Source organism: Mangrovibacterium diazotrophicum (genome assembly GCF_003610535.1).
Taxonomy (GTDB): domain Bacteria; phylum Bacteroidota; class Bacteroidia; order Bacteroidales; family Prolixibacteraceae; genus Mangrovibacterium; species Mangrovibacterium diazotrophicum.
The window spans coordinates 3,224,155-3,239,788 of record NZ_RAPN01000001.1 but is presented as its reverse complement, the minus strand read 5'-3'; the positions used below and the strand labels follow the sequence as shown (position 1 = coordinate 3,239,788).

The 15,634-nt window shown below is 45.3% G+C and carries 7 protein-coding genes; all 7 read left to right on the top strand.

The genetic code is table 11. The annotated features are described in order from the left end of the window. Positions 1–273 precede the first annotated feature (273 nt). The 7 genes from BC643_RS12695 (at position 274) to BC643_RS12665 (ending at position 15,577) form a co-directional block, all read left to right on the top strand. The gene (locus BC643_RS12695; RefSeq protein WP_120273443.1) at positions 274–3,219 is read left to right on the top strand and encodes a SusC/RagA family TonB-linked outer membrane protein; all 2,946 of its coding nucleotides are present in this window, start codon (positions 274–276) and stop codon (positions 3,217–3,219) included. 14 nt (positions 3,220–3,233) lie between these two features. Further along, positions 3,234–4,565, top strand: a complete 1,332-nt coding sequence (locus BC643_RS12690; protein WP_120273442.1) for a RagB/SusD family nutrient uptake outer membrane protein — start codon at positions 3,234–3,236, stop codon at positions 4,563–4,565. Positions 4,566–4,681: 116 nt separating this feature from the next. Continuing rightward, a complete protein-coding gene (locus tag BC643_RS12685) occupies positions 4,682–5,791 on the top strand; it encodes an acyltransferase family protein (RefSeq protein WP_120273441.1) in 1,110 nt (369 codons plus the stop codon). A 57-nt stretch (positions 5,792–5,848) separates the two neighbouring features. Continuing rightward, positions 5,849–8,851 (top strand): glycoside hydrolase family 3 N-terminal domain-containing protein, encoded by a 3,003-nt coding sequence (locus BC643_RS12680; RefSeq protein WP_120273440.1) that lies wholly within the window; start codon positions 5,849–5,851, stop codon positions 8,849–8,851. A gap of 350 nt (positions 8,852–9,201) precedes the next feature. Continuing rightward, the gene (locus tag BC643_RS12675) at positions 9,202–12,264 is read left to right on the top strand and encodes a SusC/RagA family TonB-linked outer membrane protein (RefSeq protein ID WP_120273439.1); all 3,063 of its coding nucleotides are present in this window, start codon (positions 9,202–9,204) and stop codon (positions 12,262–12,264) included. An 11-nt stretch (positions 12,265–12,275) separates the two neighbouring features. Then, entirely contained in the window at positions 12,276–13,847 is a 1,572-nt protein-coding gene (locus tag BC643_RS12670; RefSeq protein ID WP_120273438.1) for a SusD/RagB family nutrient-binding outer membrane lipoprotein, read from the top strand. 530 nt (positions 13,848–14,377) lie between these two features. Then, a complete protein-coding gene (locus tag BC643_RS12665) occupies positions 14,378–15,577 on the top strand; it encodes an exo-beta-N-acetylmuramidase NamZ family protein (protein WP_120273437.1) in 1,200 nt (399 codons plus the stop codon). Positions 15,578–15,634 lie beyond the last annotated feature (57 nt).

Sequence of the window (15,634 nt, the reverse complement as noted above, 5' to 3'; positions counted from 1 at the left end):
AATTTATATATAATTTGTCATACCAGATTTATTTGTCTTGGGCTGTTATTGTTTTTGTTGTTTTTGCGAAAGTGATAAAATGATCGAATAAGTTTGTCATGGCTGTCTTTGCGTTATGTTTAAACAGCATTGGGCTATCAAAAAGCCTGTGTTAAGTATTTTTTAAGAATACTCTGTTTTTGTGAAGACTTCGTTTTTATCATGTTGTAAGATGTAATACAAGTTGTAATATTGAAAAAAACGAAGAGTCTTAAACTTATAATCGAGATTCCTATGAAAAAAACTTTCTTGCTTATTTTTTTACTGGCATTTCTAATAAATGCCTTTGCTCAGGGGAAAATGGTCTCCGGAGTTGTTACATCTGCTTCTGATGGTACTACGTTGCCGGGTGTGAATATATCGGTAAAAGGGACCACAAAAGGGACTGTTAGTGATATTGATGGAAAGTACAGCCTTGAGGTCGCTGAAGGTGATGTACTACTCTTTTCATTCATCGGTATGAAAACCCAGGAGGTTAAAGTTGGTGCAAGCGCCGTGTTGGATGTTGCGATGGCAGCCGACGCGTTGGGCTTGGATGAGGTTGTTGTGACTGGTGCCGGTGCACTGACCAAAAAGAAACAGCTGGGTAACGCCATTTCTACGATTCCCGCGATTGATATTCAGGAATCGGGCGCTATCAGCGTTGGGAGCGCTTTGTCAGGTAAATTAGCCGGTGCGCAGGTAATGCAGAACTCGGGTAATCCATCGGGTGGTATTTCTGTTCGTCTTCGCGGTGCCAGTACGGTATTGGGTAGTTCTGACCCGCTGTACATCATTGACGGTGTAGTGGTAAACAACGAATCGCGTGAGTTGATCAATCTCGGCGGTTATACGCAAAACCGTTTGGTTGACATTGAACCACAGGATATTGAACGCGTTGAGGTAATTAAAGGTGCTGCCGCTGCAGCGATCTATGGTTCTCGTGCGAGTAACGGGGTTGTTCAGATCTGGACAAAACGCGGAAGCTCGGAGCGTTTGGATATCAATGTAAATTCACAACTTAGCGTTTCGGAAGTGCGCAAAACGTTGCCCTATAACGATGTGAACCTGATTTGGGATGGCGATGGAACGACTTCAACCAATGCTGATGGAACACCGGTTAAACGCTACAATTACCAGGATTTGATTTTCCACACTGCAGTTGGTACGAAAAACTACGTTTCACTTTCACGTGCCAAAGGCGATACCAAATACTTCTTTTCAGCATCACACTTCGATAACGAAGGTATTGTGAACGGCACGAATTTTAAACGGACAACTGCTCGTTTGCGGATTGATGATAAACTGACTTCGTGGATGGACATGAGTGTTGGTACAAGTATTTCATACAACACCAGCCAAAATCAGTTCAACAACGAGGATTTCAACTACGGACTTTTAACCAGCTTGTTGTTTGCCGATAACTCAGTTGACATGCGTCCTACTGATGGAGTGTACCCAAGTTTCGGATGGATCACAAACATTCAGGAAGCCATTGACCTGGTAGACGCGCAACAGATTAATAAGCGGGCGATTACCGATTTCAAATTGGCATTGCATCCGTTTAAAGGATTCTCCATGGATTATACCTTTGGTTACGACTACTCAAACTCGCTGGGTAAACTATATGTGCCGGTAGGTTTCAACACAACACCGCAAGGGGTTTCGCAAAAGGAAAGCCTGGACGAGATGAAGTTGAACAATGACCTGAATGCCCGTTACATGTTTAACATCAACGAAGACATTGTGTCGACAACAGCAGCAGGTTATAGCTTGCAATACGAAAAATACCAGATCCTTTCACTGTCTGCCGAGAATCTGATTCCTGCAGTTGAATCATCGAACGCCGGTACAGTTACCGGAAGAAATGATTACATGGCTGAAAAGTCGATCCGCGGCTATTATCTGCAACAGACTTTTGGCTACAAGGATAAGTTGTTCCTGACCGGAGCGATTCGTGTTGATGAATCATCGGTTTTTGGTGATGATGAAAGACGTCAGACTTATCCTAAAGTGAGTGGATCGTATGTTGTTTCTGACAATGACTTCTGGAAAGAAAGTTCATTTGGCAATATTGTCAATACCTTCAAACTGCGTTCTTCCTGGGGGCAGGCGGGTAATATGACTGCGATTGAAGCTTATGACCGTTACACCAACTACAGCACGGTTTCGATTGACGGAACAACCGGTTTGATCAAACCTTCAACTTTAGGTAATAAAGATGTGAAGCCGGAAAGACAAACAGAGTTTGAAGTTGGTACGGATCTGGAATTCCTCTCCGGAAGATTGGGGCTGGAGATGACTTACTACAAACAAGATATCGAGGACTTGTTGCTTGAACGCACACTTTCTCCTTCAACCGGCGCTGAATACCGTGTTGAGAACGTTGGAACAATGACCAATAAAGGTTTCGAGTTGTTGCTAAAAGCTGCAGTCATTCAGAAAAAAGATTTGAACTGGGATTTAACCGCAACCTTCAGTACAAACAAAAACAAGGTTGACGGAATTGAAGGTGATATCATCACTTACGCCTGGGGTGAATCGGCCGCGAAAAACGGCTATCCGCTGGGTGTTTTCTACGGTTACTACTATGCACGTAACGACGATGGTAGTTTGTTGCTGACAGCCGACGGTCTTCCGCAGCGTGAAAAAGGACATTATGAAAATAATGAACCTGTTTCTGAGCGCGACGCTAACGGACAGCCAACAGGTGAAAACCTGAAAAAGGTAATTGGTGATCCAAACCCTGATTTCATTGCTTCGTTGATCAACGAAGTGCGTTACAAAAAATGGTCATTCCGTGTGCAGTTTGATGCTGTGCAAGGTTACGATGTAATTAGCTGGGATAAACGTATTTTGAACCGTTATGCTGGTGGTGACGGTTATGCCAAAGAGTTGCGCGGCGATCGTCCGAAAGGCTGGGGGGTAGCTGAGTATAGTATTTACGATTCGTTCATCGAAGATGGATCATTTGTGAAGCTTCGCGAGCTGTCGTTAGGCTACCGGATTAAGCCGGCTGTTGACTGGTGCGAATCAATCAAGTTGAGTCTGACAGGGCGGAACTTGTTCTCATTCGACAATTACTACGGAATGGACCCCGAAGTTAACCGGGAAGGTCAGTCGAATGTGGTACGGGGTAACGATATGGCCAACGTGCCAATTCCGAGAACCATCATTTTTGGTGTGAATGTTAACTTTTAAAATCCCGAAGAACTATGAAAAGAATACTTAAAAATATAGTGATGGGTTTGTTGGTTGTCAGTTTGTCGGCATGCGACACGGAGTTCTCGAACCCCAACCAGCCCAATGAAGAGAACGCATACAACAGCCTTGCCGGTTTTTACGCGGTTTGCGTTGGCTTGCGCACGCATTACTCGGTAACTTCACTCCGGTATGTCATTTACGTTCCCGGTGTGACAACGCGCGAGATCGGTACAACCAGTACCTATCAAACACCGATGGACTTGACCTACGGAAGTACCTCGCTGACCAACATCAACACGGGTGTTGGTAGTCTGTGGTCGGCACTTTTAAAAGACAAGGGCCAGGCGGAAGATTTGATCGGGAATGTTGAAAGTATCACGATGGAAGACGGAACCCGAAACGGTATTCTGGCCTTCGCGAAATACTTCAAAGCCTTGACGCTTTGTAACCTCTATCAAAATTTTGAAGAAGCTCCCTTGATGAATTCCGCTGATGGCGATGCCGAATTCTCGGATTTCGACGCCGGAATGGCTGAAATAGTAAGCTTGCTAACAGAAGCGAAAAGTGCTGTTGCTTCAGGCCTGTCAAGCGATTTCATTTCAAATGTGATGGGAAATATTGATTTGGAAAGTTGCATCGACGCTTTGTTGTCCAGGGCTTATTTGTACCAGGGTGATTACACCAGCTGTATTAGTACTGCTCAGGGCATCGACCTGACAATGACTTCAACTTTTTCGTATGACAACGAAAATTATAACCCGGTATATGATTTTGCAGTGAACGGTTCTCCCTATCTGTTTCCGAAAGATAATTTCGGGTTGAAGGGTGATTACATTCCAGCAGATGGCGATGGTCGTTACGACTTCTATTTGGCGGCCCCGGATACCGTTGAGTTGGCCGAGCTGGGTGGAGCGACAATGAAACAAATTAAAGGTTTCTTCTCGACCTACAGTTCAGAAATACCGGTTTACCTGCCGGGTGAAGTTTTGTTGAACATTTCAGAAGCGTATGCGCGCTCTGGTCAGTTAACGCAAGCCGTTACTTATCTGAATGAAGTGCTCACCAAAACAAATGATGTGTATGGTGTAGAAGCGGGTTTGGAGGATCAGACAGACTATTTGAGTTCTCTGTCTCAAGCCGATTTATTGGAGGAGATTTACAAAAATCGCTGTATCGAGTTGTTCTTTACTGGTCAGCGTTTGGCAGATAGCCGACGTTTCCATCCCGATTTAGTGATCACTTCCGGAACTGATCTAACAAGTGAACGAAACCGGAATTACTATCCTTATCCGCAGGAGGAGCGGGATAATAATCCGAATTGCCCGGAGGATCCGGAAATTTAAAAAGATGATTTGCTACATAAAGAGGTCTTTCAAAGATGCCTGGGTTTTCCCCGGGCATCTTTCGTGGCTTCTGGAGCATTGAAAGAATTGATACGAGTAAGGTTTAAATTTATTGAATGAAAACAACAACGCGATATTTAGCACTTGATGTGCTTCGGGGGATAACAATCGTTGGAATGATTACCGTTAATAACCCTGGAAGTTGGGCGCACATTTACTCGCCTTTGCGACACTCGGAATGGAACGGTTGCACCCCGACCGACCTGGTTTTTCCATTTTTCCTTTTCGTAGTCGGCGTTTCCATGTTCTTTTCGTTTTCGAAATATGGAAATGTTTTAAATCGCGAGTCGCTGATTCGACTTTCCAGGAGAACCCTGCTGATTTTTGCCATCGGCTTATTTTTTAATTCGTTTCCGCAGTGGCAGAAGGACTTTTCGCATGTCCGGATTATGGGCGTATTGCAGCGGATTGCCGTGGTGTACGGGATATCGTCGTTGATTGTTCTTACAGTTGGCCGTAAAGCCTTGCCCTGGGTTACGGCTGCCATTTTGCTGGCTTATTGGGCAATTCTGTATTTCGGCGGAGGGTCCGAGCCATATAGCCTCGAGGGAAACGCAACAATTCCGTTTGATATGTCGATTCTGGGAGAAAATCACATGTACAAAGGATTCGGCATTCGTTTCGATCCGGAAGGGTTGCTGAGTACTTTCCCGGCTATCGCGACAGCCTTGCTGGGATACATGGCTGGGATGCTCATTAAGAGCCGAACCAAGACGCAAGTTCCGTTGATGTTGATTTTGTGGGGAGCAGCAGGGATTGCTATTGGTTGGATTTGGGGGATTTATTTTCCGATTAACAAACCTCTGTGGACCAGTTCGTATGTGATTTATGCCGGCGGATGGGCTTCACTTGTATTGGGCGTATTAGTCTGGATTATCGACGTCCGTTCGTACGAAAAATGGACTTCTTTCTTTGTTGTTTTCGGTAAAAACCCGTTGTTTATATTTTCGCTTTCTACCTTTTGGGCAATTTCGTTGCTTCGGCTGATTAAGTTGAAAACGCCCGAAGGAGATGTGCAAAACGGTTATAATTGGCTGTACACGCAGGTTTTCGAGCCGTTGGCGGGACCAATAAACGGCTCGTTGTTGTTCGCATTGGCGCACGTGGTGCTTTTTTGGCTGATTGGTTATGTGATGTATAGAAACAAAATATTTATCAAAGTCTAACAAACAATTCTTACAACGTTCGGTCTGTTTACACGAGCAGGCTTTAAAATTGACATTATGAAGAAACTGATCTTCCTGTTTGGAATATTATTTACGCTAGCCGGGCAGTGTCTGGCGCAATTCAATACGCAAAACCCGGAGCAGGAGCAATGGGTAGATTCTGTATTTCAATCGCTAACACCCGATCAGCGCATTGCGCAATTGATTTGGATAAATGCTTATGCTGATGATAAAGTCGAGGCGCAAATGAAGGTTGCCGACCTCGTTAAAAAATACAACCTGGGTGGGGTAATCTTCTTTACCGGAAACCCGGAGAAACAGGTTCAGTTGACCAATTTGTACCAGTCGGTAGCTCAAACACCGCTGTTGATTGCAATGGACGCGGAGTGGGGCGTTGGGATGCGACTTTACGGCGTAACCAGCTTCCCGTACAACATGATGATGGGGGCATCGTACGATCCGGAGTTAGTTGAACAAGCCACCAACCAAATGGCGCAGCAAATGAAACGTCTGGGTGTTCAGGTGAGCTTTGGACCCGTTGCCGACATTAACACGCAGCCGCTGAACCCGATTATTGGAATGCGCTCTTTCGGTGAATCTCCCAAGGAAGTGACCGAATTGAGCCTTGCCTATGCGAAAGGCCTGCAGAAGAATGGCATTATTGCGGTTGCAAAGCACTTCCCCGGACACGGCGATACACAGGCCGACTCGCATCTGACTTTACCGTTGGTTCCCTATGATCGCGCTCGGTTGGATTCGGTGGAGCTTTACCCGTTTAAACATATGGTTGAGCAAGGGGTGACCGGCATCATGTCGGCGCATTTGCATGTACCGCATCTTGATGATCACGATGGAATTCCGTCCAGCTTATCGCCCAAAGTTATTACTGGAATTTTGCGTGACGAGTGGTCCTTTGATGGCCTGGTGGTAACCGACGCGATGAACATGGGAGGTGCCAAAGCATTTGGCGAACCCGGCGAGCTGGAAGCTTTGGCGTTGAAAGCAGGCAACGATGTTGTTGAGTTTCCGAAAGATTTTGTAGTTGCCTTGGAAGGAATCAAGAAGGCATTGAAGGAAGGCAAATTGACTTGGGCTGAAATTGACGAAAAGTGCCATCGTGTGCTAAAAGCTAAATACTGGGCCGGGTTGGCAGACTATTCTCCGCTGAGCGCGAAGAACCTGATGGCCGATTTGAACAGTCCGGAGGTAGAACTGGCAAAACGGAAGATGATTGAAGCATCCATCACTTTACTGGAAAATAAAAACGAAATTTTACCCCTTCAGGGATTAGATACCTTGACGGTTGCTTGCGTGGCGGTTGGAAGAACGGAGGAGACGCCTTTCCAAAAGATGTTAGGCAAGTACACCAAGACCACGAACTTCTTTTTACCGGAAAGATTTACTGCAGAGCAACTGGCTGAATTAAAAACAAGGCTGAAAGACTATAATTTGGTTGTTGCGGGTGTTCATTTGTACGAAGCCAAGCGCCGCCATTCGATGCAGGTGGGTAATATGCAGGCGGTAAAGCCTGAAAGGCCTTACGGACTGACCGACGAAACAGAAGCTTTGCTGGAATATTTGGGCACCGAAAAGAAAGCAGTTGAGGTGTTCTTTTCGAGCCCTTATGCATTGGCAGAAGTGAAAGATTTTAAAGCTCCGGCAGGCCTGATTATGGCTTACCAAAATGATACACTGGTGCAGGAGCTGTCGGCTCAACTGATTTTTGGAGGGATTGGTGCTAAAGGGAAATTGCCAGTATCGCTTGGCAATTATTATCGTGCAGGCGACGGCATTCAACTGGACGGCGTGGGCCGTTTGAAATACACCATTGCGGAGGAAGCTGGAATGAGCAGCGCCCGTTTAAGTCATCGGATCGATTCGATTGCCAATGACGCCATTGCACAACAAGCAACGCCCGGTTGCAGCGTGTTTGCTGTGAAGGATGGAAAAGTCATTTTCAGTAAAACATATGGTTATCATACCTTCGACAAGCGCATCCCGGTTTCCGAAGACGATTTGTACGACCTGGCTTCAGTGACCAAAGTCTCGGCAGCAACAGCTGCTGTTCTGAAACTGACAGATGAAGGGATGATTGACCTGGATGACCGGTTCTCGGATTACTGGACGGATTGGAGAAAAGGCCTGTTCCATCGCTCCAACAAGGAGGATCTGGGATGGCGCGAGATTTTGGCTCACCGCTCAGGTTTGATCCCTTACATCCAGTACTGGAAAGAGACCATGAAGGACAAAGAGCAGTTAATTGAAAAGTGGTACATGCCACAATCCGAAGACGGATATAGTTTGGAAGTTGCTCCGGGGCTATTCCTGAAAGATAAATTCAAGAAAACAGTCTATCGGGATATCCGCTTGTCGAGCATCAATCCTCCCGGAAAATATGTGTATAGCGGGATTACCTTCCTGTTGATCCCTGAGTTGACCGAAAAACTTTCAGGGAAATCCTATGTGGAGTTTCTGGATGACAACTACTACAAGCCGCTCGGGGCTTACCATGTGACTTACAAGCCGCTTGAAAAGTATAGTAAAGACCAGATTATCCCCACGGAATACGATTCGCTTTATCGTAAACAGTTGGTGCAAGGTACTGTGCACGACGAAGCCGCTGCTGTGATGGGCGGGGTTTCGGGTAATGCAGGTTTGTTCGCAAATGCCAATGATTTGGCGAAGATGGTTCAAATGTACATGCAAATGGGAAGCTATGGTGGCCGGCAATATTTGAGCGAGGCAACGATGAAAGAATTCACACGCTACCAGTTTCCGGAAGAAAATAATCGTCGCGGACTAGGTTTCGACAAACCATTGGTGAACAACAAAGAGGTTGATGCCGAAGACAGCTATCCTTGCCCCGGTGCCAGCCCCGAAAGTTTCGGCCATTCCGGTTTCACGGGTACATTTATCTGGGCTGATCCCAAATACAAACTCGTTTATGTGTTCCTGAGTAACCGGGTGTACCCAACGCGCGACAATAATTTGCTGGGCAAGTTGAATGTGCGGACAAATATTTTACAAGTGTTTTACGACGAGATTAACGGCGATTTGTAATACAAGTGATTTTCAGCTAATTTTAGAAGTGTTTGCAGTCTCTATAGGACTCAGTTAGTAAGGTTTTTAACTCAATCGATTGGGAAAAAGACGTAAGAGTGTTAAAATTTTTAAGAAAATTTGTAATACATATTACAATGTACTTGATTTATTGATTTGAAAAATTAAATTTGATCGTTGAACGCGTGTTTGTGAATCGTTGCGATAGTAAAACAACGTACGACGAAGCAAAAAGATCAAAAGCCAAACTCAAAAGAAGCAAAATAGATCGAATCAATATTTGCAGTTTTCAATCCAGAAACTTGAATAGTTAATGGATGTATTACTTAACCCAAACAAAAAGGTGTCTCATGAAAAAACGATTAATTTTTCTCTTCCTTTCGTGTTGGATCGCCATCATGGCAACAGCACAAGACCGAACGATATCCGGAGTCGTTCAGGAAAAGACGACAAAGGATCCTCTTCCGGGAGTGACTATCCAGGAGAAGGGAACGACCAATGGTACAGTGACCGACATGAGTGGTAAATTCACTTTATCGGTGAAGCCAGGTGCTGTTTTGCAGGTTTCATTCATCGGGATGGAGTCTCAGGAAGTAGCCGTTGGCAATTCAACGAGCCTTCAAATTCAGCTCGAAGCTTCAACTGAAGAGGTGAACGAAGTGGTTGTAACAGCCATGGGGATCAAAAAAGAAACCAAAGCCTTGGGCTATGCAGTCCAGGAGGTGAAGGGTGCTGACCTGGTGAAAGTCAAAGAGCCCAACCTGGTAAACTCATTGAATGGTAAAATTGCCGGGGTGAACGTAACAAACTCGGGCGGTGCGCCAGGATCTTCGTCTCAGATTATTATTCGCGGGGGTACTTCGCTGACGGGCGACAACCAGCCATTATTTGTAGTTGATGGTATTCCAATCGACAACTCGGCTGTTGGCGGCGACTCGAGTACCGGTGGTTTGAGTGCCACTTCAACTTACTCGGCCAACCGTGGTTTGGACCTTAACTCGGACGATATCGAGTCTATCTCGGTGTTGAAAGGTCCTGCTGCTGCAGCGCTTTATGGTTTGAAAGCTGCTGCGGGTGCTGTAATCATCACGACTAAAAAAGGGAAGGCCGGTGTACCACAAGTTACCGTGAGCTCTAAATTCCGCATGGATGTGGCTAATAAATATCCTGAATATCAAAAAATGTACGGACAGGGTAACAACGGTGTCGCCGATGATGGAACAGCCAGTTCCTGGGGTGCTCCTGTTTCGGGTTCGATATACAACAATATGGAAGATTTCTTCCAAACAGCGTGGTCCTATGATGTGACCGGTAGCGTATCGGGTGGTAATGAAAACGGGACTTTTTTCATCTCCATGAACCGCTCTGACCAAAACGGTATCGTGCCGACTACGAATTACATTAAAAACTCATTCCGTTTTAACGGTGAGCAAACGAAAGGCATATTTACGGTTGGGATGAATACAAACTACATTTACTCTCAATCAAACAAAACATTGACCGGTGATGGTCTTTACGGATCTTCAGGCGATGGTGCGATGATCAGCCTTTACCTGTGGCCGGTGAATAACAACATGTCGAATTGGTTGGAAGGTGGCAGCCGTGTTCCTTTGGTAAACAATGTTGAACCGGTAGATGATGTCGACAACCCTTATTGGACAGTAAACCGCAACCCGGTAACCGACGACGTTCACCGTTTTATTGGTTCAGGTTACGTTACAATTGATCCGACAGATTGGTTGAGTGGTACTTACCGTTTGGGGGTTGACCATTATAACATGTATACCCGCAGTATTTTGTACCCGGGATCTGCTGTAGCAGACACTTATACTGACGGTTCCGTTAGCGAGATTCAACGTGAAAACAACATTTTGACATCGAACTTAACTTTATCAGCCAACAAAAAAGTAAATGACTTCACACTTGGTTTGTTGCTCGGACATAACTACGAGCAAACAACTTATTACAGAAACAAGCAGCAGGCGATTGGTTTATTGAGCGACTTCCTCAGTATCAATAACGCTGATGAAGACAATAAGAGCTATTCAAATTATCGTTCAACAAAACGTTTGTACAGCTTCTTTGGCGAGTTTTCTGCCGACTACAAAGGCATTGCATATTTGAGTGTTACCGGTCGTAACGACTGGTCATCAACTTTGTCTGCTGAGAACCGCTCTTTCTTCTACCCATCTGTAAGTGGTAGTGTTATTGTCTCAGAACTGTTCTCGGATGAGTTGAAAGATAAATTCTCATTTGCTAAACTTCGTGCTTCTTGGTCACAGGTTGGTAAGGATGCTCCGGTTTACCAAACAGCTACTTATCTGAATGACCCTGTAACGACAGTTGGCGGTGGATATTCGAACAGTTACACCGGTGGTAACCCGAACCTAAAACCGGAAACAACCGAATCAACTGAGTTAGGTTTGGATATGCGTTTCCTGAAAGGTCGTTTTGGAGTTGATTTCACCTACTATGATACACGCAGTAAGGACCAGATCATCTCTCCTCGTGTGAGTATGGCAACCGGTTACATCTTCCAGTATGTAAACTTCGGTACGGTTATCAACAAAGGGGTTGAAGTTACCTTGACCGGTAAACCGGTTAAATCGAAAGATTGGACTTGGGATACTTCGTTGAATATTTCACACAACGATGGTACGGTAACGGATCTTCCAGAAGGTGTTACCCTGCTTTACGTAACTGACGTGCAAATCGGACCGGCCAAATCGGCATCAATCGGCGAAGGAGACTTCCTTGGCTTGACTGGTCAGCGCTGGACGGCGGATGAAAATGGAAAAACAATCCTGGATTCTGATACCGGTTTGCCAATTACTTCAACAGATGCGACCAATATCGTTGGTAACCGCGAGCCGGATTTGTTGCTTGGCTTCAACAACAGTATCACCTTTAAAAATTGGAATCTTTCATTCCTGATTGATATCCGCAAGGGCGGAGATGTTTACAATGCAACCGAATATGCAATGGTTTACTCGGGTACAAGTAAAGAAACCGAAAACCGTGGTACAACAGGGCAATTCAGTGGTGTAATGGTTGATTCGAATGGTGATTACCAGGATGCAACCAGCTCCGTGGAATTGGATCAAAGCTACTATCAGAATGAGTATGTTGCGGATGCTTCTCACTTTATTACCGATGTGAATTGGTTCCGTTTGCGTTCTGCGTCGTTAACCTACTCTTTGCCGGGTTCTTTCTGTGATAAACTCGGATTTGTTAAATCAGCAGATATTTCGCTGTCGGGAACTAACTTGTTGTTATTTACCAACTATAAAGGAATGGACCCTGAGGTAAGTGCCGGAGGTTCAGGTGTTGTTGGTGCCGGTTCTACAGCGATCGATTATGCAGGCGTACCAGCTACAACCAGTGTTGCATTTGGTGTAAATATTAAGTTTTAAAGCAATCAACTATGAAAAAGATAACGACAACTTTAATCATATTACTCGGATTGATAATCACGTCCTGTGATTATGATCTGGACATTAATACGTCCCCGAACAGCGCGCAGGAAGCTTCTCCTGATCAGCGACTGCCCTATGCTTTGACGGAGACTTTCGACTTTTATGGCAGTCACGGAACCCGTGTTGCCGCCCTGACCCAGCAAATGGGATATATTTACAGCCCTAGTGCCCGTTATTACCAGTTGGAAAACTGGCAATTTCAGAATAATGCCGACGCATGGGTTTGGCAGTGCTGGTACGGCTATGCTTGGGTGAACATCGACGAAATGGTGCAGGATGCAGAAGATTTGGGTGCATGGCATTATGTTGGTGTTGGTAAAATTTTGGAGGCATTTGGTTGTGGCGCTTTGGTTGATGCCTACGGCTACATGGCCTATCAGGATGGTTTGGCAGGAAACATTCAGCCGGATTATGATGATGCAGAGTACGTTTACAGCCAGGTGTTGCCATTGTGCGACGAAGCGATTGCTGACTTGCAGAAGACTCAAGCGGAAGATGCTCCAACTTTAGCCGCCGGCGATATCATGTACAACGGTGATGTAGACAAATGGATCAAGTTTGCATACGGCGTAAAAGCCCGTTTGATGAGTCACCTGTCTAAAAAAGCAGAGGGTACCGATCTGTTGTCTTATAATCCAAGCGGCATCCTGTCAGCTCTTTCAATGTCTTTTAGTTCGAATGACGATGATGCTTCCTATCCGTATGAGATTAGCGATATTTCGGCTCGCCGTTCTATTCAATATCAAAACATGTCGGCCAGCTACAAGCCCGGTAAATTATGGATTGATTACCTGTTGAATACAGTTGACGGAACAGGAAACAGCTGGAATAGCGGCGTTGAAGACCCTCGTGCAGCCTTGTTGATCCCGAAAATTTTAAGTGGCGACAATGCAGGAGAGTATTCCTACGGTGTTGATTTGACAAAGGTAGATTCTGAGCCATTGGCTTCGGATGTAAACTATGTTGGGCTTCGCTCGACTGATGACAATGTGTTGTTCTACACACAACAAAATTCACCATATTTCCTGCTTTCCTACTCTGAAGTGAAGTTTATCGAGGCTGAAGTTTATTTCCGCGAAGGAGACAAAGCCAGTGCGTTAACAGCTTACAAAGCAGGTATTCAGGCAAACATGGATAAAATGGGAATTTCGTCGACTGAAAGTGCTGCCTTCCTGGCGAGTGAAGCAGTGGCACAAAGTTCGACTGAGTTGACCCTGAGCCACATCATGATGCAGAAGTACATCGCGTTAACTTATAGTCCTGAAGTTTGGACTGATATGAGACGTTGTGACTATTGTATCGGTTCAGCGGGAACCTACGATCTGGATGCCGGTGTCTATAAAGGCTTTATGCGTCCTGAATTTGTTTATGAAACCGCTTTCCCAACCGAGACGGATTACATTCGTCGTTACCAGATGGCTTACTACGAACGATATTATAATGCTGCCAAAGTAACGGCATTGGGTGTTTTCGAGAATACTTATATGACTGAACCCGTTTGGTGGGATACTGCAGAATAATTAGATTGTTAAGGACAGTTCTCTGCAAGAGAACTGTCCTTTTTTTAAATCATTTAGTCAAGGGGGTTATTCTTTTTATTTGAGCTGCTCTTTTCAGAGCGGATCTTCCATTCATTCCTTTTTTTAGTCGCTGTTCAGGTGAAAAGCCACAAATTCTGTTGGGGGACAGTAGATGGTGTGCTGCAACCGGGTTCTGTGCAATAGTTGTATTGGAGGAAGATCTTGATGATGTTTGGTCCCGAATTCCGATATAGGTTGGACGTGACTATGGGAGTGAAATCTCAGGAGTACGGAAACGGAGTCGGGTTCAAATTCCGCAGCAGATTATCTTTCGAAAAACGTATGACTAGTATGTTTGGGAACGGCAAAAAAGCGGCTGTTCAATCTTAGCAAAATGTTCCTTCGCTCCTGTTTTACTTGATGAGGTTTTTCTTCGGGATGCCTCAAAATCAAACTAGCACCGAGACACCGCAGCCTCTCTCATTTTTAATTTTTAAGAATAGAATATTACCAATTTAAAAAGACAATTCATGTACGCGAAACTGAGTTTGATTTCCTGTTTGATTCTTCTGGCTTCTATTTTAACAACCGGATGCAGCAATTCAACTGAACAGTCAGAACCCGCGGTGATCGTTGGTGCTGACCGTTCTGAGATCTACCTGCCGCTTTTGGAAAATAAAAACGTTGGCTTGGTGGTCAATCAAACATCGATGGTCGACTCGGTTCACCTGATCGACTACCTCTACAGGAAAGGTGTCAACATTAAGGCGATTTACGCTCCCGAGCACGGTTATAAAGGAACCGTCGAGCGTGGCAAGCATGTTGATGGTACAACCGACCCGGATACGGGTGTTCCGGTTTATTCGCTTTACGGCAAGAATCGGAAACCCGGTCCCGAGATGCTTGAGGGCGTCGATGTTGTTGTTTTCGACATTCAGGATGTTGGTGTGCGTTTCTTCACCTACATCTCAACACTCAATAAAGTCATGGAGGCTTGTGCCGAAAACGGGATTAAAGTGATTGTTCTCGACCGTCCAAACCCGCTGGGCTATTACGTTGATGGGCCAGTGCTCGATTCTCAATTCGGTAGTTTTGTGGGCCTGAACCCGATCCCGGTTATCCACGGGCTTACAGTGGGTGAATATGCGCAAATGGCTAACGGCGAAGGCTGGCTGAAAGACAGCATTCAATGCGATTTGGAGGTGGTGAAAGTGGAAAACTACACGCATGCGACGAAGTACCAGTTGCCGATACTTCCTTCGCCCAACTTGCCCGATATGAAGTCGATTTACCTTTATCCTTCAATTTGTTTGTTCGAGGGTGCCAATGTGAATGAAGGCCGCGGAACTTACAAACCCTTTCAGCAATTCGGTGCGCCTTACTACACGCCGACCGATTTTTCCTATGTTCCGAAATCGATCCCGGTGCTGGCGCTTCATCCCAAGTTTGAAGGTGATACCTGCTACGGCTACGATTTATCGGGTGTGGCGCTCAGCCAGCTCCAGGAGATAAGGCAACTCGAAATCAAATACGTCATCGATTTTTACAACAAGTGCGATGACAAGGAGAACTTTTTCATCTCGTTTTTCGACACCTTGGCCGGCACCGATCAGTTGCGCAAGCAAATTATCGAGGGGCAGAGTGAAGAGCAAATCCGTGCCAGTTGGCAGCAAGATTTGGATAAGTATAAACAGATGAGAAAGAAGTATCTTTTATACGATGAAAATTAGCTTTTTAAGTCAGTCGATGAACGCAATTTTACACCGCTTTTTTTCGCTGTAAAGTTG

Bases quoted from the DNA above. Each gene is read 5' to 3' on its own strand.
- BC643_RS12695 (WP_120273443.1), top strand. From the start codon at position 274: ATGAAAAAAACTTTCTTGCTTATTTTTTTACTGGCATTTCTAATAAAT.
- BC643_RS12690 (WP_120273442.1), top strand. From the start codon at position 3,234: ATGAAAAGAATACTTAAAAATATAGTGATGGGTTTGTTGGTTGTCAGT.
- BC643_RS12685 (WP_120273441.1), top strand. From the start codon at position 4,682: ATGAAAACAACAACGCGATATTTAGCACTTGATGTGCTTCGGGGGATA.
- BC643_RS12680 (WP_120273440.1), top strand. From the start codon at position 5,849: ATGAAGAAACTGATCTTCCTGTTTGGAATATTATTTACGCTAGCCGGG.
- BC643_RS12675 (WP_120273439.1), top strand. From the start codon at position 9,202: ATGAAAAAACGATTAATTTTTCTCTTCCTTTCGTGTTGGATCGCCATC.
- BC643_RS12670 (WP_120273438.1), top strand. From the start codon at position 12,276: ATGAAAAAGATAACGACAACTTTAATCATATTACTCGGATTGATAATC.
- BC643_RS12665 (WP_120273437.1), top strand. From the start codon at position 14,378: ATGTACGCGAAACTGAGTTTGATTTCCTGTTTGATTCTTCTGGCTTCT.